The sequence below is a fragment of the Pseudomonas sp. SP16.1 genome (assembly GCF_052682975.1).
The window spans coordinates 1,580,686-1,606,002 of record NZ_JBQYFZ010000001.1; the positions used below are offsets into that span (position 1 = coordinate 1,580,686).

General features: G+C 64.9%; 24 protein-coding genes. 18 read left to right on the forward strand and 6 right to left on the reverse strand.

Going from position 1 to position 25,317, the window contains the following annotated elements:
• Nucleotides 1-6 precede the first annotated feature (6 nt).
• From ACUTAF_RS07655 to ACUTAF_RS07665, 3 genes are all read left to right on the forward strand, one after another.
• Nucleotides 7-612: an arylesterase gene (locus ACUTAF_RS07655; RefSeq protein WP_445579410.1), complete on the forward strand. Its 606-nt coding sequence runs from the start codon at nt 7-9 to the stop codon at nt 610-612.
• Between the two features lie 56 nt (nt 613-668).
• Nucleotides 669-950, forward strand: a complete 282-nt coding sequence (locus ACUTAF_RS07660) for a hypothetical protein (RefSeq protein ID WP_445579411.1) — start codon at nt 669-671, stop codon at nt 948-950.
• A 70-nt stretch (nt 951-1,020) separates the two neighbouring features.
• Nucleotides 1,021-1,977, forward strand: coding sequence for a L,D-transpeptidase family protein (locus ACUTAF_RS07665; RefSeq protein WP_445579412.1), 957 nt, complete (start codon nt 1,021-1,023; stop codon nt 1,975-1,977).
• A 139-nt stretch (nt 1,978-2,116) separates the two neighbouring features.
• Here the strand turns inward: ACUTAF_RS07665 and oprI are convergent, their stop codons facing one another.
• A complete protein-coding gene (gene oprI / locus ACUTAF_RS07670) occupies nt 2,117-2,368 on the reverse strand; it encodes an outer membrane lipoprotei OprI (protein WP_003239826.1) in 252 nt (83 codons plus the stop codon).
• Between the two features lie 264 nt (nt 2,369-2,632).
• Here oprI and ACUTAF_RS07675 point away from each other — a divergent pair, with 264 nt between their 5' ends.
• Nucleotides 2,633-4,006: a GntP family permease gene (locus ACUTAF_RS07675; protein ID WP_445579413.1), complete on the forward strand. Its 1,374-nt coding sequence runs from the start codon at nt 2,633-2,635 to the stop codon at nt 4,004-4,006.
• Between the two features lie 140 nt (nt 4,007-4,146).
• Entirely contained in the window at nt 4,147-4,425 is a 279-nt protein-coding gene (locus tag ACUTAF_RS07680; RefSeq protein WP_445579414.1) for a GNAT family N-acetyltransferase, read from the forward strand.
• A gap of 62 nt (nt 4,426-4,487) precedes the next feature.
• Here ACUTAF_RS07680 and ACUTAF_RS07685 read toward each other — a convergent pair whose 3' ends face one another.
• Nucleotides 4,488-5,564, reverse strand: coding sequence for a 3-deoxy-7-phosphoheptulonate synthase (locus ACUTAF_RS07685; RefSeq protein ID WP_445579415.1), 1,077 nt, complete (start codon nt 5,562-5,564; stop codon nt 4,488-4,490).
• 163 nt (nt 5,565-5,727) lie between these two features.
• Nucleotides 5,728-6,141, reverse strand: a complete 414-nt coding sequence (locus tag ACUTAF_RS07690; protein ID WP_445579416.1) for a PilZ domain-containing protein — start codon at nt 6,139-6,141, stop codon at nt 5,728-5,730.
• Here ACUTAF_RS07690 and ACUTAF_RS07695 point away from each other — a divergent pair.
• From ACUTAF_RS07695 to cysB, 5 genes are all read left to right on the forward strand, one after another.
• On the forward strand, nt 6,140-6,523 hold the full coding sequence (locus ACUTAF_RS07695; protein ID WP_445579417.1) for a YbbN family protein: 384 nt from the start codon (nt 6,140-6,142) through the stop codon (nt 6,521-6,523). The genes ACUTAF_RS07690 and ACUTAF_RS07695 overlap by 2 nt on opposite strands.
• Nucleotides 6,523-7,476: a putative 2-dehydropantoate 2-reductase gene (locus ACUTAF_RS07700; protein WP_445579418.1), complete on the forward strand. Its 954-nt coding sequence runs from the start codon at nt 6,523-6,525 to the stop codon at nt 7,474-7,476. Before ACUTAF_RS07695 ends, ACUTAF_RS07700 begins: the two co-directional genes overlap by 1 nt.
• Before the next feature lie 3 nt (nt 7,477-7,479).
• Nucleotides 7,480-8,403, forward strand: coding sequence for a 5'-nucleotidase (locus ACUTAF_RS07705; RefSeq protein WP_445579419.1), 924 nt, complete (start codon nt 7,480-7,482; stop codon nt 8,401-8,403).
• A 91-nt stretch (nt 8,404-8,494) separates the two neighbouring features.
• Nucleotides 8,495-8,995 carry a universal stress protein gene (locus ACUTAF_RS07710; RefSeq protein ID WP_445579420.1) on the forward strand — a complete coding sequence of 167 codons (501 nt, stop codon included), beginning with the start codon at nt 8,495-8,497 and terminating at the stop codon, nt 8,993-8,995.
• 89 nt (nt 8,996-9,084) lie between these two features.
• Nucleotides 9,085-10,059 (forward strand): HTH-type transcriptional regulator CysB, encoded by a 975-nt coding sequence (gene cysB, locus ACUTAF_RS07715; protein ID WP_445579421.1) that lies wholly within the window; start codon nt 9,085-9,087, stop codon nt 10,057-10,059.
• Nucleotides 10,060-10,109: 50 nt separating this feature from the next.
• Here cysB and ACUTAF_RS07720 read toward each other — a convergent pair whose 3' ends face one another.
• Nucleotides 10,110-10,844, reverse strand: coding sequence for a phosphoadenylyl-sulfate reductase (locus ACUTAF_RS07720; RefSeq protein ID WP_445579422.1), 735 nt, complete (start codon nt 10,842-10,844; stop codon nt 10,110-10,112).
• 189 nt (nt 10,845-11,033) lie between these two features.
• Here ACUTAF_RS07720 and thrH point away from each other — a divergent pair, with 189 nt between their 5' ends.
• Entirely contained in the window at nt 11,034-11,651 is a 618-nt protein-coding gene (thrH, locus tag ACUTAF_RS07725; RefSeq protein ID WP_445579423.1) for a bifunctional phosphoserine phosphatase/homoserine phosphotransferase ThrH, read from the forward strand.
• Nucleotides 11,652-11,916: 265 nt separating this feature from the next.
• Here thrH and pabB read toward each other — a convergent pair whose 3' ends face one another.
• Nucleotides 11,917-13,263 (reverse strand): aminodeoxychorismate synthase component I, encoded by a 1,347-nt coding sequence (gene pabB / locus ACUTAF_RS07730; RefSeq protein WP_445579424.1) that lies wholly within the window; start codon nt 13,261-13,263, stop codon nt 11,917-11,919.
• Nucleotides 13,264-13,426: 163 nt separating this feature from the next.
• On the opposite strand from pabB, the gene ACUTAF_RS07735 reads away from it, so the two are divergent.
• From ACUTAF_RS07735 to ACUTAF_RS07765, 7 genes are all read left to right on the forward strand, one after another.
• The gene (locus ACUTAF_RS07735) at nt 13,427-16,141 is read left to right on the forward strand and encodes a LuxR C-terminal-related transcriptional regulator (RefSeq protein ID WP_445579425.1); all 2,715 of its coding nucleotides are present in this window, start codon (nt 13,427-13,429) and stop codon (nt 16,139-16,141) included.
• Nucleotides 16,138-18,861: a helix-turn-helix transcriptional regulator gene (locus ACUTAF_RS07740; protein WP_445579426.1), complete on the forward strand. Its 2,724-nt coding sequence runs from the start codon at nt 16,138-16,140 to the stop codon at nt 18,859-18,861. Before ACUTAF_RS07735 ends, ACUTAF_RS07740 begins: the two co-directional genes overlap by 4 nt.
• 240 nt (nt 18,862-19,101) lie before the next feature.
• Nucleotides 19,102-19,524 (forward strand): DUF6160 family protein, encoded by a 423-nt coding sequence (locus tag ACUTAF_RS07745; protein ID WP_445579427.1) that lies wholly within the window; start codon nt 19,102-19,104, stop codon nt 19,522-19,524.
• An 82-nt stretch (nt 19,525-19,606) separates the two neighbouring features.
• Nucleotides 19,607-20,368: a C39 family peptidase gene (locus tag ACUTAF_RS07750; RefSeq protein ID WP_445579428.1), complete on the forward strand. Its 762-nt coding sequence runs from the start codon at nt 19,607-19,609 to the stop codon at nt 20,366-20,368.
• A gap of 38 nt (nt 20,369-20,406) precedes the next feature.
• Nucleotides 20,407-21,411 carry a transporter gene (locus tag ACUTAF_RS07755; RefSeq protein WP_445579429.1) on the forward strand — a complete coding sequence of 335 codons (1,005 nt, stop codon included), beginning with the start codon at nt 20,407-20,409 and terminating at the stop codon, nt 21,409-21,411.
• A gap of 18 nt (nt 21,412-21,429) precedes the next feature.
• Nucleotides 21,430-23,019, forward strand: coding sequence for an outer membrane protein transport protein (locus tag ACUTAF_RS07760; protein WP_445579430.1), 1,590 nt, complete (start codon nt 21,430-21,432; stop codon nt 23,017-23,019).
• Nucleotides 23,020-23,023: 4 nt separating this feature from the next.
• Entirely contained in the window at nt 23,024-24,175 is a 1,152-nt protein-coding gene (locus tag ACUTAF_RS07765) for a MalM family protein (protein WP_445579431.1), read from the forward strand.
• A 153-nt stretch (nt 24,176-24,328) separates the two neighbouring features.
• Here the strand turns inward: ACUTAF_RS07765 and ACUTAF_RS07770 are convergent, their stop codons facing one another.
• Nucleotides 24,329-25,315 (reverse strand): alpha-L-glutamate ligase-like protein, encoded by a 987-nt coding sequence (locus ACUTAF_RS07770; protein ID WP_445579432.1) that lies wholly within the window; start codon nt 25,313-25,315, stop codon nt 24,329-24,331.
• Between the last annotated feature and the right edge of the window lie 2 nt (nt 25,316-25,317).

The following is a 25,317-nucleotide window of genomic DNA, read 5'->3' on the forward strand; positions in this document are numbered from 1 at the left end:
ATTCCAATGCGTGCATGGTGGCTCAGTGGTGCCTTGGCCCTGCTGTTCTGGGCCCAGGGGGCGGTCGCGGGCACCCTGCTTGTGGTCGGCGATAGTATCAGCGCGGCTTTTGGCCTGGATAGCCGCCAGGGCTGGGTCGCCCTGCTGGAAGAGCGCCTCGCACAGGAGGGTTTCGACCATCGCGTGGTCAATGCCTCGATCAGCGGTGACACCAGCGCAGGCGGCGCCGCGCGCCTACCTGCGCTGCTTACCGAGCACCGGCCCACGCTTGTGATCATCGAGCTGGGCGGCAACGATGGCCTGCGTGGCCAGCCGCCAGCGCAATTGCAACAGAATCTTGCGTCGATGATCGACAGGTCCCAGGCCGCCGGCGCTCGGGTGCTGCTGCTCGGCATGCGTTTGCCGCCGAATTATGGCACTCGTTATACCACCGCCTTCGCCCAGGTGTTCGTCGATCTGGCCGAGCAGAAGCAGGTGCCGTTGGTGCCGTTCTTTCTCGAAGGCGTGGGCGGCGTGCAGGCGATGATGCAGGCCGACGGCCTGCATCCGGCCGCGGCGGCGCAGGCGAAGCTGCTGGAGAATGTCTGGTCGACCCTCGAACCCTTGCTCTGAGACTTTTCCGGCCACGGCCTTTCGGCTAATGTGGCCGGCCCGCCATGGAGCCCCAGATGCCGCGTCTCGCCTGGTCCCTGTACGCCTATCAGTTGATCGAACCGGACGAGCAACTGGACCTGTTCGCCTGCCGCGAGGTGCGTCTGCACCTGGTCGCGCGGCAGCTGCGCCTGGGCGGCCATGCCGATCGCACCTTGTGCGGCGGGCTGCTGCCGGCCCAGCCGCGCTGGCGTCAGCTGGACAAGCCACAGTTGCGCGACAAGCGCCTGTGCCCGGCCTGCCTGGCCACCCTGACGGCCCAGCGCCAGGGGCTGTGCTCGAATTGGGCGGATAGCTGACGGCTGCGCTGGGTCGTGGTGGCGGTGTACAATCGCGGCACGATAGTCAACCCTTCAAGGATTCTCCCGGATGTTGTCGCGATTCTCTGCGGTCAACCGCTGCCTGACCGCTCTGGCTCTGTGCTCCAGCGCTGCGGTGCAGGCGCTCGAACTCCCCCTGCCTCCGCCCGGTGAGGACGTGGTCGGCCAAGTGCAGGTGATAAAGGCCAAGTACGAGGATACCTTCGCCGACCTGGGCACTGCGCACGATCTGGGCTATCTGGAAATGGTCGCCGCCAACCCAGGTGTCGATCCCTGGCTGCCGGGCGAGGGCGCCGAAATCATCCTGCCGACCCGCTACGTGCTGCCGCCTGGCCCGCGTGAGGGCATCGTGATCAACCTGGCCGAGTACCGCCTGTACTATTACCCGAAAGGCCAGGACGTGGTGCACACCTTTCCCCTCGGCATCGGTCGCGAGGGCTGGGGGTCGCCCTTGGGGGCCGGTCGGGTGACGGTCAAGACGCCGAACCCGGCCTGGTATCCGCCCAAGTCGATCCGCGAGGAGCATGCAGCCGAAGGCGACATCCTGCCCACCGTGGTGCCGCCAGGGCCGGACAATCCGCTGGGACCGTACAAGCTGACCTTGTCCTTCCCTGGCTACCTGATCCACGGCTCGAACAAGAAGTTCGGCATCGGCATGCGGGTCAGCCATGGCTGCTTCCGCATGCTCAATCACAATGTTCTCCAGCTCGCCGGCATGGTGCCGGTGGGTACCGCGGTGCGCATCATCAACGAGCCCTACAAGTTCGGCGTGAGTGGCGGCAAGGTCTATCTGGAGGCCCATGCCCCGCTGGACGACGAAGGCGTTGCCTCGGTGGTCGACAAGCACACGGCGGTGATCAATACCCTGCTCCAGCGCGAGGAGCTCAGCGGTCTGCGTCTCGACTGGGAGATGGTGCGTGAAGTGGTCGCCTCGGAAGACGGCCTGCCGGTGCCGATCGCCGCTCAAAGCGATAACGTGTTGGCGAGTAGCACCCAGCCGTTCTGATGCCTGTCCTTATCGAAGAGCCCGCCCGCATTCTCGCCGGCGGGCTTTTTTCTGCCCGGCGCATGGTCCTGGGGCTGATCGCGAATATAAAAAAACCGACCCAGTTGCCTGGGTCGGTTTTAGAAAAGCCGGTCGCCTATTACTTGCGGCTGGCTTTTTCCAGCATGCGCAGAGCGCGCTCGTTGGCTTCGTCAGCGGTCTGCTGAGCCTTCTGAGCGGCAGCCAGAGCTTCATCGGCCTTGCGGTAGGCTTCGTCGGCACGGGCTTGAGCGCGAGCTGCTGCGTCTTCGGTAGCAGTCAGACGAGCTTCGGTTTCTTTGGACATGCTGCTGCAACCGGTAGCCAGAACTGCGGCCAGAGCCAGAGCAGAGAATTTCAGAACGTTGTTCATCGTGTTCCCCTTGAGGTGGAGTTTTCCATATAAAGCAATTCCCCAACTGCGGGAAATTAGCCGGCCTACATACTACCTATTACTTTTAGTAAGTAAACGGAGGGCGAGCAAGAGTTGCGTGTTTTTTTACTGGCTGAGTCGTTTTCAGGCCACTGGTTGTGCTCTTTGGATAAAAAGTAGTCAGCTCCGACGCTGTTAGGACGTGCTCGCGGCCAAGCTGTTATAACTGTCGCGCAAGAACTACAACAATAAGGGGGGGTGAAGATGTTGGGTAACTTGGGTTTGTTGCTGGGTTTGGCGCTGCTTATCGTCATGGCACTGCGTGGCGTGAATATCTTCATTGCAGCATTGCTATGCGCCATTCTGGTCGCCTTGAGCAACGGCGTGGCCGTGCCCAAGGCCTTGCTCGAGCATTTCCCGTTCGGTCCGCTGGGCGCCTTCACCTTCGCCGGCAAGTTCTTCGTGCTGTTTCTCTGCGGCGCCATCTTCGGCAAGGTCATGGCGGCCAGCCAGGCCGCCGCCAGTATCGCCCAGGCGATCACTCGCGGCCTCGGCACCCAGCGCACGCTGTGGGTGGCCATGCTGGTCTGCGCGGTGCTGACCTATGGCGGTGTGGTGGTGTTCGTTGTGATCTTCACCATGTACCCACTGGGGATCACCCTGATGCGCGAGGCCAATCTGCCCAAGCGCCTGTTCTGCGCAGCGACGGCCTTGGGTGCGGGCACCTTCACCATGACCGCCCTGCCGGGTTCGCCGTCGATCCATAACGTGATCGCTGCCAGTGCGCTGGGCACCGACCTGTTCGCCGGCGCCTGGATCGGCCTGCTCGCCAGCCTGGTGATGATCGGCCTGGGCATGGCTTACCTGCAGCGAGAATGGCGCCTGGCCCGCGAGCGGGGCGAGGGTTTCGAGGCCAATGCCCAGGATGCACGCATGGAGCAACTGGCCGGCACGCCGGGAACCGGGCCGCATTGGGGCATGGCGCTGGTGCCGATCATTGTGGTGCTGGGCATCATCCTGCTGCCGCGTCTGCTGGCCTTGTCCGGCGCGGTCGCGCCCGGCGAAGGTGTCCTGGGCGGGCTGTTGGCGTTCAGCCAGGCACAGCCGATTCTCTGGCCGAGCCTCGCGCTGGTACTGGCCACTGGGGTCACGGTGCTGATGTTCCCGCCCCTGCGCCGCAACACCCTGGGCGTGCTGGGGCAGGGCGCCGACGATGCGATCATGCCGCTGCTCAATACCGCGGCGGTGATAGGTTTCGGCGGGGTGGTCACGCAGACCGCGGGCTTCGCCCAGTTCGCCCAGTGGATACTGGCGGTGGACCTGCCGCCGCTGCTGTCGGTGTTCGCCTCGGTCAGCGTGGTATCCGGTATCGTCGGCTCCTCGTCCGGCGGCCTGCAGATATTCATGCAGACCCTGGCGCCGCGTTACCTGGAAATGGGCGTGGAACCCGAGGTGCTGCACCGCATCGCCAACATCGCCGCCGGCGGCCTGGATTCACTGCCGCACTGCGGCGCGGTGATCGCCATGCTGATGATCATGGGGCTGACCCACAAGCAGGCGTACAAGGACATCTTCGTCATCACCGTGCTGATCCCGGTGCTGGCGGTCCTGCTCTGCATTGCGGTACTGAGCCTGTGATTGCGCATGACTGAGCGGTCTTTCGCCTGATAAGCTGTCGTCTTCCACTGCCGAGACGAGGCAGTGGGATTTGCGCTTTCGGCAAAGCATCGGTATGAAGTACGAATGTGTCGTGACAGCTTGGCACTACAGGAGGGGAGATGAGCGAGGGGTTGTCCATTCACCACGATCAGGCGGGTCACCAGTTCGTGACGTCCATTGACGGTGATCGTGCCTACTTGGCCTATATGGATCTCGGTAAGCAGACCCTGGACATCTATCGCACCTTCGTACCCAACGCCCTGCGTGGTCGCGGCATCGCCGCGGCGCTGACCGAGCACGCCCTGCGCTATGCCGAAGGCAAGGGTTATACGGTGATTCCATCGTGCTCGTACGTCGAGCGCTATATGGAACGGCGTCAGCGCCATCAGGCTGGCTGAGGTCGAAAGCGGATATGAAAACGCCGGGCATTGCCCGGCGTTTTCATTCGTGCTGCCTGCGATCAGCCGCGCTGGCGCTTGGGCAGCACCTCCTTGAGCTTGGCATGCATGCTGCGCAGGCTCTTCTCGGTGGTGTCCCAGTCGATGCAGGCATCGGTGATGGATACGCCGTACTTGAGGTCGCAGAGATCCTTGGGGATCGACTGGTTGCCCCAGCCCAGGTGACTTTCGACCATCAGGCCGACGATTGAGTTGTTGCCTTCGAGAATCTGGTTGGCGACGTTTTCCATCACCAGCGGTTGCAGCGCCGGGTCCTTGTTGGAGTTGGCGTGGCTGCAGTCGACCATGATGTTGGGGCGAATGCCGGCCTTGGTCAGTTCTTGCTCACAAATGGCAACGCTGACCGAGTCGTAGTTGGGTTTGCCGTTGCCGCCGCGCAGCACCACATGGCCATAGGCGTTGCCCTTGGTGGTGACGATGGAGACGCCGCCTTCCTGGTTGATGCCGAGGAAGCGGTGCGGGCTGGACACCGACTGCAGGGCATTGATCGCCACCGTCAGGCCGCCGTCGGTGCCGTTCTTGAAGCCGACCGCCGAGGACAGACCCGAGGCCATTTCGCGGTGGGTCTGCGATTCGGTGGTGCGTGCGCCGATAGCCGACCAACTGATCAGGTCCTGCAGGTACTGCGGGGAAATCGGGTCGAGTGCCTCGGTGGCGGTGGGCAGGCCCATCTCGGCCAGGTCGCGCAGCAGCTGGCGGCCGATATGCAGGCCGTCCTGGATCTTGAACGAGTCGTCCAGGTAGGGATCGTTGATCAGGCCTTTCCAGCCGACCGTGGTGCGCGGCTTCTCGAAGTACACGCGCATGACCAGGAACAGGGTGTCGGACAGCTCGGCGGCCAGCCCCTTGAGACGTTCGGCATACTCGTGGGCGGCCTTGATGTCGTGGATCGAGCAGGGGCCGACCACCACGAACAGACGATGATCCTTGCCGTCGAGAATGTCGCGTACCACCTGACGGCCATGGGCCACGGTCTTCAATGCGGCATCGGTCAGGGGAATTTCGCGTTTCAGTTGATCGGGGGTGATCAGGGTTTCGTTGGAGGCGACGTTGAGGTCGTCGATCGGTAAATCAGCCATCGTGCTATTCATCGGGTCAGGTCGTCAGGTCACGGGTGCCGGCCGCCAGCGAACCCCTGTGGCGGTGCACAGCTAGTTGGCGCAGGGGAAGGCCGAACCTTAGCGCGTACGAGACGGCGCGACAATGGGCGTTAAGTTCAATGGGGTCTGTGGATCGGTGGCATCAGGCCGGATAGGGGAAGTCGGCGGCATGCTTGGCGATCCATTCGCGGGCGCAATGCTCGATGGCCATGGGCTCGCCTGATTCCCGCTCCAGTTGCTGGCGGTAGTGCTGAATCTGGCAGACCTGCTCGACCATGCGCGCGCGGAACAGGGTGTCTTCGTCGATGAAGGCGATGCCCACCAGGTAGCCCTGATCCTGCCTGCAGCACCAGGCCACCACGCCCGGATAGCGCGCCTGCTCGCCGAACAGAGGAATGCACAGTTCCACCGAGGTGCCGCGGCGGAAGCTGCGCGCCGAGTTGCACGCCACGCCGCCGAGGCTGATATTGTTCAGCCGTTGCTGGGGAACGCGGGCCTGTTTGCATAGGACCAGTTCCACCGGCATGTCGCTTGGATGACGCAGAAACTTACGCATGAGCACTGACCTTGACTGGCAAACTGACATCACTGATTTCAGTATAGCGGCGCAATTGGAACTGACCGATCTGGATGCGGACCGCCGCCTGCTCGATCTTCCCGGCACCTCGCTGTTAGTGTTCACAGGCACGGGTTGTGCCAGTTGCCGCTGGGCGCGTCGCGCGTTGCCGCGCATGTCGCTGCCGTTGACGCATTTGTGCTGGGTCGACGCCGGGCACAACGCCGGCCTGGTGACGCGCTACGAGGTGTTTCACCTGCCGGCGCTGTTTCTGATCCGCGACGGTCAGTTCTTTGGCGCGCTGCAGTCGCGTCTTACCCCTTCCGATCTTGTTGCCGCCATGGGCGAAGCGCTGCGTCGCCCGGCTGAGGAGCTTCCCTGATGTCTCAATCCCCCGCGCCGCGTATCGGCATCATCGGCACCGGTGCCATCGGTGGCTTCTATGGCCTGTTGCTGGCGCGCGCCGGCTACGACGTGCATTTCCTCCTGCGCAGCGAGTATCGCGCGGTGGCCGAGCGCGGCCTGCAGCTCGACAGCGCGGCGCATGGCGCCTTGCTGCTGGCGCCGGTACAGGCCTATCGCAATACCGGTGACATGCCGCCGTGCGACTGGCTGCTGGTCGGCGCCAAGACCACCGCCAACACCGAGCTGGCGCCGCTGATCGCCCAGGTCGCGGCGCCCGGCGCCAAGGTGGTGCTGTTGCAGAACGGCCTGGCGGTGGAGGACGAGCTACGTCCGCTGCTGGCGGACGACCTGCACCTGCTCGGCGGGCTCTGCTACATCTGCGTGCACCGCAGCGGCCCCGGGGTGATCGAACACCAGGCGTTGGGCGCGATCAATCTGGCCTACCATTCCGGCCCGGCGGCGGGTGACGCGCGTCTGGCGCTGGTTGAGGAGGGGGCGGGCATGTTCCGCGCCGCCGGGCTGGATTCCGCGGCCATGCCCGATCTGGACCAGGCGCGCTGGCAGAAGCTGGTGTGGAACGTGCCCTACAACGGCTTGTCGGTACTGCTCGACGCCGACACTCGCCAGTTGATGGGCAACGCCGACAGCCGTGCGCTGATCCGCGACCTGATGCTGGAGGTGGTGCAGGCCGCCCAGGCGCTCGGTCACGCTATGCCGGAGAACTATGCCGACAAGCTGTTGGCGGCCACCGAGCGGATGCCCGATTATCTGCCGAGCATGTACCACGACTTCGCCCAGGGCCGGACGGCGGAGCTGCCGGCGATCTATGCGGCGCCGCTGGCTGCAGCCGCCACGGTCGGTTGCGACATGCCCAAGGTGCGCGCGCTGTATCAGGCGCTCAGCTTCATTCAGGCTCGTCGGGAGGGCTAGGCGATGGCGCAGGGATTGGGCGACAAGTTGGTCTTGGCGATATCCTCGCGGGCCTTGTTCGATCTCGGCGAGAGCCATCAGATCTACGAGAACGATGGGGTCGAGGCCTACCGTCGTTATCAGATCGAGCACGAAGACGAGGTGCTGATGCCGGGCGACGCCTTTCCCCTGGTGGAAAAGCTGCTCGGCCTGAACAGCCGGCTCAGCGAACAGCGCGTCGAAGTGATCCTGGTTTCGCGCAACAGCGCCGACACCGGCCTGCGCGCCTTCAATTCGATCCAGCACTACGGCCTGGGCATCTCCCGCGCGGCCTTCGTGGGCGGTCGCAGCCCGGATCCCTACCTGGCAGCTTTCGGCTGCCACCTGTTCCTTTCGACCCACGCCGAAGATGTGCGCAATGCGCTACGGGCCGGATTCGGGGCGGCGACCCTGCTCTCCGGGGGCACGCGCCGAGCCACCAGCAACGAGCTGCGCATCGCCTTCGACGGCGATGCGGTGCTGTTTTCCGACGACTCCGAGCGGGTCTATCAGAACGGCGGGCTGCACGCCTTCCAGAGTCACGAACGCGAGGCGGCACGGCAAGCCTTGCCTGGCGGGCCGTTCAAGCCGTTTCTGGCGGCGCTGCATAGCCTGCAGCAGGAGTTCCCGGAGGCGGACTGCCCGATTCGTACCGCGCTGGTCACCGCCCGTTCGGCGCCGGCCCACGAGCGGGTGATCCGCACCCTGCGCGAGTGGAACATCCGCCTGGACGAGTCCTTCTTCCTCGGCGGCCTGGACAAGTCGGCGGTGCTCGAAGCCTTCGCCGCCGACGTGTTCTTCGATGACCAGACCGGCCACTGTGAAAAGGCGCGCCAGGTGGTGGCGACCGGGCATGTGCCCCATGGCGTGAGCAACGAACCACAGCCTGCCGCACCGGACGGTATATAGCCATTCGTCCTAAATAGCGTCTCCGATCTTGCTTTGGCCGATGCGCTGCTAAGCTCAATCAAGGGCCTGCATCGGTAGTCAAGGAGGCCGCGTGATTCGTTCGATACTCTATGCCACCGATCTTGGTCTGTATGCCTCCTACGTGTTGCAACACGCGCTGACGCTGAGCCGCAGTTTCAACGCCGATCTTTACGTTGTGCACGCGGTGGAGCCCATGGGCTTGTTCGCCGAGTCCGTACTGCAGACCTATCTCGACGAAGACACCCTCGGCGAATTGCGCCGCAATGGCCTGGGGACGGTCATGGCCAGCATCGAGCAGCGGGTGCTGGAGGGCTTTCGCGACGAACTGGGGGAGGGCCAGCAGGACCTGCAGCTGATTCGGGCGGTGCGCGTGCTGCAGGGCGATCCGCCGACGGTGATTCTCGAGGAAGCGCAGAAGTTCGGTGTGGATTTGCTGGTGGTGGGCAGTCACAGCCACGGCGCGGCGTTGGCCGTGCCGCTGGGGCGTACCGCGGCGCGGGTCGTGCAGCTGTCGGAAGTGCCGGTGTATCTGGTGCCGATGCTGCAGCACCGCGGTAGAGGTGATTTATAAAAAGCGGTCTATGTTTATCGCTGGAACCAATAATATGGTTATATAGCGTCGGCGGCCACCGGCATGCCTACCAGCTTTGAGGGAAACATATGAAGCTTCAGCAACTGCGCTACATCTGGGAAGTCGCGCACCATGACCTCAACGTATCGGCCACCGCACAGAGCCTTTACACCTCGCAGCCGGGCATCAGCAAGCAAATCCGCCTGCTCGAGGACGAGCTGGGGGTGGAGGTCTTCGCCCGTAGTGGCAAGCACCTGACCCGCGTGACTCCGGCCGGTGAGCGCATCATCACCACCGCCGGCGAGATACTGCGCAAGGTCGAGAGCATCAAGCAGATCGCCCAGGAATTTTCCAACGAGAAGAAGGGCACTCTGTCCATCGCCACAACTCACACCCAGGCGCGCTACGCCCTGCCGCCGGTGATCAGCGCCTTCATCAAGCAGTACCCGGACGTCGCCCTGCACATGCACCAGGGCACGCCGATGCAGATCGCCGAGATGGCCGCCGACGGCACCGTGGATTTCGCCATCGCCACCGAAGGTCTGGAGCTGTTCAACGACCTGATCATGATGCCCTGCTACCGCTGGAACCGCTGCGTGGTGGTACCGCAGGGGCACCCGCTGACCAAGCTGCCGAAGCTCACCCTGGAGGCGTTGGCCGAGCACTCCATCGTCACCTACGTGTTCGGTTTCACCGGTCGCTCCAAACTGGACGAAGCCTTCAGTCACCGCGGCCTCACGCCCAAGGTGGTATTCACCGCAGCCGACGCCGACGTGATCAAGACGTACGTGCGCCTGGGGCTGGGGGTGGGGATCGTGGCCAGGATGGCGATCGACCCCAAGCTCGACCCCGACCTGGTGGTGCTCGACGCCAGTACTCTGTTCGAGCCCAGCGTGACCAAGATCGGCTTCCGCCGCGGCACCTTCCTGCGCGGCTTCATGTGCGACTTCATCGAGAAGTTCGCCCCGCACCTGACCCGCGAGGTGCTGGCCAAGGCGGTGCAGTGCCATAACAAGTCGGAGCTCGAGGAGCTGTTCCACGACGTCGAGTTGCCGACTTACTGACGGTCGCTGTCGTCCATGAAAAAGCCCGCGTTGCGCGGGCTTTTTACTGCTCAATGTTTGGCGATCAGGTTGCCGGCGTGCAGGCCGCATTCCTTCTGCGTGGCTTCCTCCCACCACCAGCGGCCCTCGCGCTCGTGCTGGTTGGGCAATACCGGGCGGGTGCAGGGTTCGCAGCCGATGCTGATGTAGCCGCGCTCGTGCAATGGGTTGTAGGGGATCTCCAGCATGCGGATATAGGCCCAGACCTCCTCGCTGCTCATCTGCGCCAGCGGGTTGAACTTGTACAGGCTGTGCTCTGCGGTGGAGAAGGCCTTGTCCAGTTCCAGCACGGCGACCTGGCTGCGCGTGCCGGGGCTCTGGTCGCGGCGTTGGCCGGTGGCCCAGGCCTTGACCGTGGCCAGCTTGCGCCTGAGCGGGGCGATCTTGCGCACGCCGCAGCACTCCTCGTGCCCGTCCTTGTAGAAGCTGAACAGGCCCTTGGCCTTGACCAGCGCCTCGAGTGCGGTGGCGTCGGGGCTGAGCACCTCGATGGCGATGCCGTAGTGTTCGCGCACCTGTTCGATGAAACGGTAGGTTTCCGGGTGCAGGCGACCGGTGTCGAGGCTGAACACCTTGACGTTCTTGTTCAGCTTCCAGGCCATGTCCACCAGCACCACGTCCTCGGCGCCGCTGAAGGACAGCCAGAGTTCGTCGCCAAAGTGCTCGAAGGCGAGCTTGAGGATGTCCTGGGGGGATTTGCTGGCGTAGGTCGCGGCCAGTTCGGCGACGTCGAAGGGGTGGCTCATCAGGCGGGCTTCCTTATTGATCGGGATGGCGCTGGGCGCTCTGGCGGCGATGGTAGCAAAAGCCGGTTATGCGTCTAAATAACCAATACCCCTGTCTACTGCATGATTCGGCTATAAGAGCTGCGTTGCGCGGCTTCTGGCGAGCCGTTAGAGTGCCGCCTTCTTTCAAGCTCAATCGAGGAGTGGCCTGTGGAAATCGCGTGTCTCGACCTGGAAGGCGTGCTGGTCCCGGAGATCTGGATCGCCTTCGCGGAAAAAACCGGCATCGAGTCGCTCAAGGCGACCACCCGGGACATTCCCGACTACGACGTGCTGATGCAGCAGCGCCTGCGCATCCTCGACGAGCACGGCCTGAAGCTGCGCGACATCCAGGAAGTGATAGCCACCCTCGAGCCGCTGGACGGCGCCGTGGAGTTCGTCGACTGGCTGCGCGAGCGCTTCCAGGTGGTGATCCTCTCCGACACCTTCTACGAGTTCTCCCAGCCGCTGATGCGTCAGCTGGGCTTCCCGACGCTGCTGTGCCACCGCCTGATCACCGACGACACCGATCGGGTGGTGAGTTACCAGCTGCGCCAGAAGGATCCCAAGCGCCAGTCGGTGATCGCGCTGAAGAGCCTGTACTACCGGGTGATCGCGGCCGGCGATTCGTACAACGACACCACCATGCTCAGCGAGGCCCACGCCGGCATCCTGTTCCACGCGCCGGACAACGTGATCCGCGAGTTCCCGCAGTTCCCGGCCGTGCATAGCTATGCAGATCTCAAGCGCGAGTTCCTCAAGGCGTCCAATCGCCAGCTGAGCCTGTAAGGCCGATGTATGAAAAAACGCCGCGATTTCGCGGCGTTTTTGTGAGCGCATAGAGTTGCTAATCCAGGTACGCCTGGGGGCGCCGGCAACGGTAGTGTGGGTTAGTCGCCTGTCGCTGCCATTGACCGTCTCACCAGTTCCAATGCGGCGTAACCCACCTTGGGCGCAGCGCGGTCTCTCGGCTGGTGGGTTACGCGGCGCGCCACTTCCATTCGCGCTTGCAAGGCAGGCGTTCAGCGCCGCTAACCCACCCTACACGGTTCGTCTACTGCAGTCCTTCCAGGGTCTGCAACAGCACCTTCACTTTGGTGATGGACTCCTGGTATTCGGCCTGCCAGTTGGAGTCGGCGACGATGCCGCCGCCGCCCCAGCAACTGACCTGGCCGTCCTTCACCAGCAGGCTGCGGATGGCGATGGAGCTGTCCAGTTCGCCGCGCACATCCAGATAGAGCAGCGAGCCGCAGTACAGGCCGCGGCGGGTCGGTTCCAGCTCGTCGATGATCTGCATGGCGCGGATCTTCGGCGCGCCGGTGATGGAGCCGCCGGGGAAGCTGCCGGCGAGCAGATCCAGGGCGTCCTTGCCCGGCGCCAGTTCGCCGGTCACCGCACTGACCAGATGGTGCACATTGGGGTAGCTCTCCAGGGCGAACAGCTCCGGCACCCGCACCGAGCCGATGCGGCAGCTGCGCCCCAGGTCGTTGCGCAGCAGGTCGACGATCATCAGGTTTTCCGCGCGATCCTTGGCGCTGGTCAGCAATGCCTCGGCCTGCTCCCGGTCGTCCGCCGCATCCGCGCCGCGCGGGCGGGTGCCCTTGATCGGGCGGGTTTCCACCTGGCCTGCGCTGACCTTGAGGAAGCGCTCCGGCGACAGGCTGAGGATGGCGCCGCCATCGGCCAGGCGCTGGAAGCCGGAGAAGGGCGTCGGACAGGCCCGGCGCAAGGCCTGGTAGGCGGCCCAGGGATCGCCCTCGCAAGGCGCCTGGAAGCGCTGGGCGAAATTCACCTGGTAGCAGTCGCCGGCCAGGATATAGCCCTGGATGCGCTCGATGGCGTGGCGGTAGGCGGCCTGGTCGAGGTCGGCGCGAAACGGCTGCAGCAGCCGGAAGCCCGCGCCCGTTTCCTGTGGCGGCACGGCGAACAGCTGGCACAGGCGCATGCGTTCGGCCTGTGCCAGGGTCGGATGGAACACGAGCTGAGTGGTGCCGAGTCGGTGGTCGCTGATCAGCGCCCAGCCGTACAGGCCGAAGCGCGCATCGCCCAAGTCCAGGTCGTCGCGGCTGTGCGCGGGCAGGCGCTCGAGGCGCCGACCGAAGTCGTAGGCAAGGTAGCCGATAAGCCCGCCGACGAACGGCAGCTCGCTGTCGGCCGGCGCCTCGGCCGGGCCGAGGCTCTGCAGTGCGGCACGCAGACGGGCAAGGAAGTCGTTGGCCGATTCGTCGGCGGTTGGCGCCAACTCTGCCAATGGCCAGGCGCTCATAAGGTCATAGCGTCCACGCTCGGCGCCTGGCCGTCCGGCATCAAGCAGTACGGCACCTGGAGCCTGACGGAGACGCTGGAAATACTCGGCGGGATCGGCCCGGTAGGGCAGAGGATGAAGGGAGCAGCTAGGCATGCGCGGCAGTCGAAAAGGCTGAAAGCGCGATTGTAGTCCGCCGCTAACATTCATCCTAGAGCCGTGCTCGGGTTTACTCGGGGCGCGCGGGCTGATTAGTATCAGGCGTTGCCAGTGCCTTGAAACGTCGTACCAGAACAATAATCAAGAAGGGATCCAGGCTATGGACGAAGTTATAGATCCGGCCGCCGGAAGCCTGCTGCGTTCGAAACTCTCGCCGCCCCAGGCCTCCACCGACTATCTGGCAAGGCCCCAGCTTGAAGCCGCGCTTTCAGCCCATCCGCATGCCCGGCTCGTGCTCTTCGCCGCCCCCGCCGGCTTCGGCAAGACCACCGCCCTGGCGATGTTCGCCGCCGAGCGGCGTAACGCCGGCGCCGACGTTGCCTGGCTGTCGCTTGGCTCTGACGACGATGAGCCGGTGCGTTTCTTCCAGCACCTGCTCGAGGCGCTCGGCTCTGCGCTGCCCGGGCTGGGCGCCGACGCCCTGGGCTACCTGTGCAATACCATGCGCGTGCCGGTAGCAGCGGTGATGGAGAGCCTGCTGGCGGATCTGGCGCAACACCAGGAGCCGCTGCTGCTGGTGCTCGACGATCTGCACTTGATCCAGGACGGTGAGCTGCTCGGCTCGCTCAACCGCCTGGTCAAGCTGGCACCGCCGAATTTCACCCTGGCCATCGGCAGCCGCTCGCAACCGCCGCTGAACCTGGCCACGTTACGCGCCAAGGGGCTGTTGCTGGAGCTCGGCAGCGAGGATCTGCGGCTCGACCCGCAGGAGGCGCGGCGCTATCTCGAGCGCAGCGGCCTGCAGCTCGACACCGACGCATTCGGCGCGCTGTACGGTCACACCGAGGGCTGGATGGTCGGCCTGCACCTGGCCAGTCTGTGGCTGCGTCATCAGCCCCAGCCCGGCTCACGCATGGCCGAGCTGGGCGCGGATCAACACGCGGTGGGCGACTACCTGCTGCGCTCGGTGTTCGAGCAACTGCCGGTGCAGCGCCAGGAGCAGTTGCTGGCGCTCGGCGTGGCGCAGCAGCTCAGCGGCGATCTGGCCAACGCGCTGACCGGCCGTCAGGACGGCCAGCAACTGCTGGAGGAGCTGGAGGCCATGCAGCTATTCCTCCTGCCCCTCGACCGTGAGCGACAGTGGTACCGCTTCCACAACCTGTTCGCCGAATTCCTGCGCAACCGTCTCAAGGAACGCGACCCCGAGCGTCTCAAGCAGCTGCATTTCAATGCCAGCCTGTGGTTCACCAATCACCACATGCAGAACCTGGCCATCGAGCACGCCTGCTTGGCCGAGGATGCGCAGATGCTCGCCGCGCTGCTCGACGGCTGCGGCCTGGAGCTGATCAATCGTGGCCAGCTCAACCTGATCTACAAGTGGCGCCAGCGCGTGCCGGACGAGATCGCCGGGCGTTTTCCCGTACTGGTGCTCGCCGACGTCTGGACCCGCGCCGCCGAGCTCGGCCTGAGCGAGGCCAACCGCATGCTCGACGAGCTGCTCGAGCGCTGGGGCGAGTCGCGCAGCAGTGGGCCGCTCAGCGACAAGCTGCTGGCCACCCTGGCGATCAAGGCGGTGATCGCCCTGCAGAAGGACGACCTGGACACCTGCGTCAAGCTGGCACGGCGCATCGAGGCGCAGCTCGGCCAGCATGCAGCCTTTCTCGAGGTGGCGATCCTCACGGTCGGCGCCCTGGCCCAGGTCATGCTCGGTCAGGCCGAACAGACACGCCGCCTGCTGGCCCTGGCTCAGCAGCGCAACCATTTCCTCGAAGGGCGTTTCCTCGACATGCAGCTGGCCAACGTCGAGATACTGCTGTGCCTGGAGCAGGGGCAGATCAAACAGGCGCAGTTGCTATTCGAGCAGATGCGTGTCCGGGTGATGCCCTGGTTCGGCGAGAAATCCCGTGCGCTGGCCCTACCGACCATCACCGAGGCGCTGATCGCCTACCGTCAGGGGCGCCTGGGCGGCTTGCAGGAGCGCCTGCGCTGGGCCCTGGCTACTGTCGATGTGATCAACCCGATCGATCTGTACGCCCAGGCCATGCTTTGCCTGGCACGGGTACAGCGTATGCAGGGTGCGCCCAAGGAGGCGGGCGCCAGCCTGGTGCTGATGCAGAATCTGGCGGCGCGCAATCATTCCTGGCGCTTCTATGCCCAGGCGGTGGGCGAGGAGATCGCCCTGATTCTGCAGGAGCCGGCGGCCGACCGCAGCAAGCGCGCCGAGCAGCGCCTGAAGGCGGTGGACTGGCACAAGCTGGCTGCGCACTACAAACAGCGCAGCTTCAACCCGGTGCTCTGGGTGCTGGGGCTGACGCGCATTCGTCTGCAGCAGGCACGCGGCCATTACAGCGAGGCGCTGCACGAGATCACCCAGCTGCGCAGTCAGTTGCAAAGCGACTGGCATGGTCTGCAGCGACTGCGCCTGGACTTGCTGGCGGCGCTCAGCTATCAGCGCCTGGGTTATCAGGAGCGGGCGCAGAGTCTGCTGGTGCAATGCCTGATCGGTGCCGAGCGGGAGGAGGCGCGCAGCCTGTTCATCGAAGAGGGCGAGGCCATTCGCCAGTTGTTGCTGCAGTTGGAGGCCGCCGAGCGTCAGCCGGCGCTGCAGGGTTTCATTCGCAGCCTGCTGACGATCTGGCCGGGGCAGGAGTCGCGTCAAGCCATGGAGACGCTGGAGGAGGGGTTGACCGAGCGCGAGCGCGAAGTGGTCTGCCTCGCCGCCCAGGGCTTGTCCAACGACGAGATCGGCCGGCAGCTGTCGCTGGCGCTGGGTACCGTGAAATGGCACCTGCACAACATCTATGAAAAGCTCAAGGTGCGTAACCGCACCCAAGCCATCCGTCGCGCCCGCGAGCTGAGCCTACTCGAATCATGACCAGTCAGAACCAGCCCCAGCTGCAGGGTTTCCCCTTGTTGCGTACCAAACTCTATCCCGCCCATGGCCAGGGTGCACCGCTGCTGGAGCGCTCGGCGTTGCTCGCGCGCCTGCTGGCCGCGCGCGAACAGCGTCTGCTGATCCTCAGCGCGCCGGCGGGCTTCGGCAAGAGCACCGTGCTCAGCCAATTGCGCCGCTGTCTGCAGGAGCAGGGGGCGAGAGTCGCCTGGTTGTCGTGCGATGAAGCCGACAGCGAGCCGCAGCGTTTCCTGCAGTACCTGATCGCCGCCATCGAGTCGGCCCGTCCGGGCTTTGGCAGTGCCGCCTCGGCGCTGCTGCAGGGCGATATCAGCTGGCCGCTGGAGGCGGTTATCGATGCCTTCATCGACGACCTCAAGGGCCTGCCCGACGAGCTCTACCTGATGCTCGACGACTTCCACCGCATCCGCCACCCGTCCCTCGGCCAGGGTGCGCGTTATCTGGTCGAACGCCTGCCGAGGCAGGTGCATCTGGTGGTCAGCACACGCTATCAGCCGCGCTTTCTTGACGAGCCACCGTCGCTCGGCGCCTGGGCCTTCTGGCTCAAGGCGGAAGATCTGCGCCTGAGTCGGGCGGAAACCGCCGCCTACTTTCACGAGATCAAGCAGTTGGAGCTGGAGGAGGGCGAGCTCGACCAGCTCTATGCGCGCACCGAAGGCTGGATCACCGCGTTGCACCTGGCGGCGCTGGCCCTGCCGCGTCAGCGCGACCGCTCCGCCTTTCTCGCCGGGTTGTCCGGCGCCGAGCGCGATATCGCCGACTACCTTGCCGAGGATGTGGTGGCCAGTCTGCCCGAGGCGCTGCAACTGTTTCTCGACCAGACCTCGGTGCTCGACGAGTTCAACGCCGAGCTGTGCAATGCCCTGACCGGCCATCGTGACGGGCGCGACATGCTGCGCCGGCTGCAGGGCGAGCAGTTGTTCGTGATCGCGCTGGACGAGCAGGGCGAGTGGTTCCGCTATCACCATCTGTTCGCCGAGTTCCTTCAGGCGCGCTTGGCCAAGCGCGGCGATCCTGCCCATCTGCTGCATGCGGCGGCGCGTTGGTGCGAGAGCCATGATCTGGCCGACAAGTCGATCAAGTATGCCCTGCGTGCGCGCGACTATGGCTTCGCCGCCGAACTGCTGGAGCGCCAGGGGGCGCGGCTGATTGCCGGCAACCGGGTGTACGGCATCCTCGCCATCCTCAAGGATGTGCCGCCGCTGGTGATCGGCGAGCAGCCGGTGTTCCAGATCTTCTATGCCTGGCAGCTGGCTTTCGAGCAGAAGTTCGCCGAGTCCGAGGCGCTGATCGAGGAGGTCAGCACGCGCCTGACCCAGGGGCGCGGCAAGGGCATGCACTTCGGCCTGATCGAGCTGCTGGCTGCCGCCCAGGTGCTCAAGGCACTGGTGCTGCTGTATCAGGACAAGCTGGAGGCCTGCCTCAAGGTGGCCGGGCACTGGCTGGCGCTGGTGCCGCAGAATCAGCCGGTGTTTCGTGCCAGCCTGGCCTGCGTACAGGCCGCGGCCTTCGCCCTGCTCGGCGAGTTCGGCGAGGCGGCCAAGGCCATCGCAGTGGCGCGGGAGAATCTGCGCCACTGCGAAAGCGAATACCTGCATGTGATGGCCAGCCTGATCGAGGCGCTGATCTGCAAGGAATATGGCGAACTGGAGCGCGGCCGCGCCCTGGCAGAGGCCGCGCGGGCGCGGGTGGAGCAGGTGTTCGGCCGGCGTAGCCGGGTGGGCGGGCCGCTGGGCCTGGCCTATGCCGACCTGCTATACGAGCAGGATCGGCATGGCGCCATTCTCGCCGAACTGCCGCTGGCCACCACCTGGCGCGATGTGGCCACGCCGATCGAGCTGATCAGCCGCGGCAAGCTGGTGATGGCGCGTGCGCGTTTCTTCGCCGGCGAGGCCGAGCAGGGGCTGGCCGAACTCGATGAATGGCTGGCCGGGTTGCACGGGCCGGGCTACGAACGGGTATTCGCCTTGGGCATGAGCTGCAAGGTGCAGTTTCTTCTGTGGTTGCGCCGGCCCAACGAGGCGCAGCGCATCTATCTGCAACTGGAGCGCCACCTGGCGGCGCTGCCCATCGAACGCTATGGCGATGCCCATACTGCCCTGGCCCTGAGTCAGGCGCGCCTGGCCTTGGCCGAGCGCCGGGTGGAAAAGGCTCAGGCCAGCCTGGAAACCTGCCTGGCCAAGCAGGGCGCCGAGCACCAGCGTGACCGCCGGCTGCGTCTGGCCCTGTTACTTTCTGTGGCGTACTGGCGCAAAGGTAACAGCGATAAGGCCTTCGCTCTGTTCCATGCGACCCTGGAGGAGGCCTGGCAGTGCGGCTACCGCCGCCTGTTCCAGGACGACGCCCTGTGGCTGCTGCCGCTCTGGGACGCCTGGAGCAGCGCCGAACCCAAGCGCGCCGCGACCTGGCAGGGGCTCGCCGAGCTGCTCCGCGAGCAATGTCGACGGCTGGCCATAGATCCGCAGAGTTTCGAGGAAAATCAGGATGTTAGTCATCGTGAGCGGGAGATCCTGCGACTGGTCGCGGCAGGCCTGTCGAATCGCGACATCGCCCAGGCGGTGCACCTGTCGGAGGCCACCATCAAGTGGCATCTGCACAACCTGTTTTCCAAGCTGGAGGTGCGCAGCCGTACGCAGGCGGTATTGAAAGGCAAGAGCCTGGGCCTGCTCAGCGAGGCTTGAGCTGGCCGGTGAGGAAAGCGAACGGCCGTGCTCCATCCCTTGGATGGGCTGGCAGTCGGGGAGGGGGTTAGTAGTTTGTAGCCAGGTCGAGAAGCACGCTGCTTCGCGAATCCAAGCCTGGCGCGCCTAGGGAAACAGCGGCAGGCCTGGTGATCGGTATGAGCCGATCCAGCTGTCCGCGACAGGGAGTCGCAGGCAGAGCCCCGGGGAACCCCCATTAGAACTGTGGAGATAACAACAATGATGACCCTGAAGAAAATCGCTCTTGCCGCCGCCGTAATGGCCGTTCCGTTCATGGCTCAGGCCGACCTGAAGGCGCTGGACGACGCCGACCTGGCCGGCGTGACCGGTCAGGCCGGGATCAGCATCGCCGGTAACTTCGATGCCACCATCGGCTCCATCGTGTACACCGACACCGAAACCGGCGTCATCGACGGCAGCAACACCCTGAGCCTGAATACCGTCACCCTGTCCGGCTTCAACATCGACGAAGCCAGCCCGCTGACCATCGACGTGGTCGACAGCAAGCTGCAGATCGGCCTGCCGGCCATCAACGGCGGCGTTGCGGTCGACTCGGTGAAGATCGGCGCCAACAGCATCGGCGGCCTGGCCATCAACAGCCTGGACATGGCCGGCTCCACGATCAAGGTCTGGGGTCATTGATCCTGGTCTGACCTGGTCCGCAGGAGCCCCGTCGCCAGGCGCGGCGGGACTCCTGCCTTGTTGTAAGCAGTCGGATTGACCAATGATCGAGATTCTCGTGGGCAGCCTGATCGGTTTATACGGCTTTACCGAGGCGGTCGACATCAAGCCGCAACCTGCCGGAGTCGTGAATATCAGCCAGCCGCTGGTGCCCAACGGACCGCTGCGTGAGTCGGTGGTGCTGGAGCCGATGAGCCAGCTGCAGTTTCGCAACGTGATCCGCCAGGCCTATGACTACAGCTGCGGTTCCGCGGCGCTGACCACCCTGCTCGACTATTACCTGGGGCGCAACCTGGAAGAGCGCCAGGTGATGGAAGGGCTGCTGCACTTCGGCGAAGCGGAGAAGATCGTCGAGCGCCGCGGCTTCTCACTGCTCGACATGAAGCGCTTCGTCACTGCACTGGGCTACCAGAGCGGCGGCTTTCGTGCCGACTTCGCCGACCTCGAGCAGCTCGAGCATCCGGCCATCGTGCCGATCGAGTACGCCGGTTTCAAACACTTCGTGGTGGTGCGCGACGTCCACGATGAGCACGTCTTCGTCGCCGATCCGGCCCTGGGCAACATCAGTTTCACCCGGGTGCGCTTCGAGCAGGTCTGGGATCAGAACGTGCTGTTCGTGATCTTCCCCAGCGGCAACGAGCCGGCCAATGCCCTGGCTTTGACCGACCGCGACCTGCGCATCATCGACGACCGTACCGTCAGCCTGCTGGCCTTCCGCGAATTTCCGCAGATGGCCAAGTTCACCGCCAATCAGGCCGATCGGTTGGGCTCGGGAGGCGACATCCAATACATTCGCCGCAAGTGATTCACCCGGCATAACAATAACGACCTGGGGATAGCGTCATGGGATTTTGGGGGTACGCAGGGCTCGCCGCGCTGGCGCTGGCCGTGGCACAGCCGGCCAGCGCTGAGCAGGCGGCGGTCGACGAGGCGCGCGAGGCGCTGACCAAGAAGGAAGACGATGCCGACAGCGCCAAGGCGCTGGAAGAGGTGTTCCAGGCCGCCGAGAAGAGCTACACCCTGCTCAAGAAGGGCGAACGCACCCTGACCTACGGTTTCGACTATTCGCTGCTGCGCGATACCCAGATCCAGACCGTGCGCACCGGGCAGAACGTGTTCAGCGTGATCGGCCAGAGCGAAGCGCAACACACCTTCACCAATTCCTTCACCTTCGACTACGGGGTGTGGGACAACCTGACCTTCAGCATGCGCGTGCCGTTCCTGGCCAAGTACGACACCGAGCGCGACCTCAGCACCTACAGCCTCGGTGACGTCTCCGCCAGCCTGCGCTGGCAACCTTGGTCGTCAGCGCGCGGGCGGCCGGTCTCCACCCTGTTCGCCACCCTCGGCCTGCCTACCGGCGACAGCCCCTACGATGTCAGCCTGGACGACGGTCTATCCACCGGCAACGGCTATTACAGCCTGGGTGTCGGCGCCAACCTGTCCTACGTGATCGACCCGGTCGTGCTGTTCGGCTCGCTCGGTTACACCTACAACCTGCCGATCCGCGACGCCGATCAGGTGCGCGCCGGCCGTGTACTGGAAGAAGTCGACCCTGGCTCGAGCCTGTCGCTGAGCATGGGCTTCGCCTACGCGCTGTCCTACGACGTATCGCTGGCCACCTCCCTGCAGATGGCGCACAACCTGGCGCCGACCTTCAAGTTCAGCGACGCCAGTTTCGAGGGCAACGAGCAGACCAGTGCGGTGATGAACTTTTCCCTCGGTCTGCGCACCTCGCCGGACAACATCGTCAACGTCAACGCCGGCTTCGGCATGACCGAGGATTCGCCCGACGTCCTGCTCGGGCTCTCCATGCCCCTGGACATCAAGGGCCTGAAGGCCGAATAAGCAGCGAGCGAAGCCGATATGACCCATCTTGCCAAGCTGCAGAGCCTGCTGCTGGTCGGCCTGTGCCTGGGCTGCGTCCTGCAGGCCCAGGCCCAGTTGGCCACCAACCTGACCATCGGCAATCCCAAGGCCATGGCCATGGGCAACGCGGTGACCGCCGACTCCACCGGTATCGATGCCGTGCACTACAACCCGGCCGCGCTGAGCAAGCTCAAGGGGCGGCAGACCACGGTCAAGCTGCTCAGCGGAGTGATGGACATCCGCGCCGAGTTCGATGCCAGGGAAAACTACGGCTTCATGGGCTACGACGACGACCCGTTCAAGCACTCCAGCAGCCGCACCCTTACGCCGACCATGTACCTGCCCGGCCTCGGTGGCATGACCGAGGTGCCGGTGCTGGTGGCGCCGCTGGCGGGGCTGTCGATCAACCCGCCGGGCTCGAAGTTCACCTTCGCCACCAACGTCTACGCGCCCATGGCGCTGGGCTATTCACGTGATTCGGACAGCGATCCTGGGCGCTACCAGGGGCGTCAGGTATCGCTGCAGCGCATCACCTACTTCTCGCCATCGCTGGCCTATCAGGTCAACGACGAGCTGTCCGTGGGGCTGTCCGTGGGCTTCTCGCACCAGGCGGTGGCGCTCAATCAGGATTTCCGCAATCCCGGCATGCTCACCGGCCTGACCCGCATCCTCAACGAGGCGCTGTGCCTGCCCGGGCTGGAGGAAATGCTCGGCCCCTTCATCAACGTCTGCAGCGGCAAGATCGGCCCCTTCGACTCGCTGGCCAATCTAGACCTGGACCTGCAGCAGAGCCTGTCGCCCAGCTACAACCTGGGCATTCTCTGGGAGCCCACGGGCTGGTTCGCCTGGGGCGCCACCTACCAGAGCGAGGCGCGGATGAACCTGCAGGGCAAGTATCGCGTCGACTACAGCGACGACTGGGCCGGCTTCTGGTCCGGCCTGCAGGGCTCGCTGTTCGGCCAGATACTGAGCCCGATCTTCCCCTACGGCGCCGACGAGGAGAGCGGCAACGCTTCGCTCAAGCTGACCTATCCGGACGCCTTCAGCACCGGCATCAAGCTGCGTCCGTTGGACAAGTGGCAGTTCAACCTCGACCTGCGCTGGGTCGGCTACAGCGACTGGAACAACTTCGAGATCGAGTTCGACCGTGAGCTGGATCTGCTGCGCATCGCCAAGACCTTTGGCGGCGGCAACGCCACCGATCGCAGCATCATCCTCGACCGCGGCTACCGCGACACCTGGAGCTGGGGCCTGGGCGTGCAGTACGAGGTCAACGACCGCCTGGCGCTGCGCGCCGGTTACGAGTACCGACCCTCGGCTATCCCGAAGGACAAGGCCGACGTGCTGGCGCCGGTGGGCGACGCCGATCTCTACGGCCTGGGCCTGGGTTACCGCTGGGACAAGGACTCCAGTATCGATGTCGGCTTCAACTACTTCATCTCCAAGCAGAGCATCCCGGCCGGCAGCAGCTGCAACGTCAGTTGCGAGGGGTTGGACAACCTGGTCTACAACCCTTACGCCGGGCTCCATGTCGAAACCACGGTCAAGGCCTATATCTTCTCCATGACCTATACCTCGAGGTTCTGAGGCGATGCGCAGTCTGCTGTTCGTTCTGTTGCTGCTGTCGGCCCTGCACGCCGCTGCCGGCAGCCGCTACCTGACCTGGGTCGACGACCTCGGCCGGGTGCACAACACCTTCGTCGATACCCGCTTCGCCGAGCAGCAGCGCCTGGCCCAGCGCCGCGCGCAGCAGAGCGATCAGGCCCGCCTCGGCGACGGCGGCGCCTGGCCGGGCAGTGCGCCGAGCACGGGGGAAAGCAAGCGCCGCTATTTCACCTGGGTCGACGGCAGCGGCCAGTTGCACAACGGCTTCTATGCTGGCGAGCAGGTCGCCGGCGTGGCCCGGCACGACCAGTTGCTGGCCAGCGGCGAGCGGGCAGGGGACTATATCGACTCGGCGGTACTGGAGGGGCGCGGCTTCCTGCGCGATAGCCATGACAGCCCCTATTACACCTGGGTCGACGAACAGGGCCGCATGCACAACTCGCCGGTCGCCGCCGGCCAGCGAGGTGCCCGTGGCAGCGGACAAAGCGCGTCGGTGCGCTACAGCGAGGGCCGGCAGATCGAGTTCGCGCGCGCTCAGCCGGCGCTGCCGCAGCTCGACGGCCAGCCGACTGCAGCCATGCAGGCGCTGCTCGCCGGCAGCCAGGCGCGCGGCGACGGCCTCTACCGCGAATTGCTGACGCGCTGCTGCGGCCAGCTGCGCGACGACGACTTCACCGCGCTGTCGGCCGACGAGCCACGCTACGAGGAGCTCGACCGCTTCTCGCCCAGCTTCGACTTTCCCATGGGGCGCAGCTACTACGCGGCGCTGAAGTTGCCGGCATCGCGCCAGACCTACGGCCTGCGCGTGCGCAGTTTCGCCAATCGCCAGGTGGTCTACCCCTCGCTGCTGTTTCTCGACGAGGCCAAGCGGCCGACGCGCCTGGTCAGCGATGCGGTGTACCAACTGCACCCGGAAACCTGGTATCGCTACGCCTTTATCGAGGGCACGGTGCAGGTGCGCGCCGAGCGCGGCGAGCGCTACGTGCTGCTGCTCACCACCGACGAGGATCGCGGTCTGCAGACCCTCGACAACAAGCCGTTCAAGCGTCCGCTGCAGGAACTGGTGACGGATGCGGCGGGCATGCAGCGCCACGCCCATGCCGACGAGGGCGCCTTCGAACTGGCGATCATCCGGTAGGGCGCGCCATGCGCACCGACCAATGGCGAGCGCACCCCATAGCCCGGATTTCATTCGGGTTACGCGAACTACGAGGGGAGGTCAGGCGCAACCCGCCGTGCGCGCCAATCCTTCCGGAGAGTCGGTGCACACGGCAGCTGCGCTGCTTGGACGTCAGGCTTCCTTGCTGACGACGTGGCCGAACAGCTGCTGGGCGAAGCGCACGCGTTCTTCCACGCTCTCCTGGATGCCTTTCTTCTGCAGCTCTTCCAGGTGCGCCTCGACCGCGTGGGTGCGCTGGGTCAGGCCGCAGTCGTTGGCAATCTGGATATTCAGGCCGGGGCGGGCGTTGAGCTCGAGAATCAGCGGGCCCTTGTCCTGGTCCAGCACCATGTCCACGCCGATGTAGCCCAGCCCGCACAGCTCGTAGCAGCCGGCGGCCAGTTTCATGAAGCCGTCCCAGTTCGGCAGCTGCACGCCGTCCACTGCGTTGGTGGTGTCGGGGTGCTTGCTGATCTTGTTGTTCAGCCAGGTACCGCGCAGGGTCACGCCGGTGGCCAGGTCGACGCCGACGCCGATGGCGCCCTGGTGCAGGTTGGCCTTGCCGCCCGACTGGCGCGTCGGCAAACGCAGCATGGCCATCACCGGGTAGCCCATCAGCACGATAATGCGGATGTCCGGTACCCCTTCGTAGCTGATGCTCTTGAAGATGGTGTCCGGGGTTACCCGGTACTCGATCAGCGCGCGGTCGCGGTGGCCGCCGAGCGAGTAGAGGCCGGAAAGGATGCTGGAGATATGCTGCTCCAGTTCCTCGTGGCTGACGATCTTGCCGGATACCGTCTTGAAACGATCCTCGAAACGGTCGGCGATCACCATGATGCCGTCACCGCCGGCACCCTGGGCCGGCTTGATGACGAAATCGGTGCGCCCGGCGATGATCTCGTCGAGCTTGTCGATGCCCTTCTCGGTCTCGATGATGCCGTACTGCTCGGGCACGTCGATGCCGGCCTCGATGGCCCGCTGCTTGGTGATGATCTTGTCGTCGACGATCGGATACAGGTGGCGCTTGTTGTACTTCAGCACGTAGTCCGCATTGCGTCGATTGATGCCCATGATGCCCTTGGCTTCGAGGGCCTTCCACGTCTTGATCAGGCCGAACATGG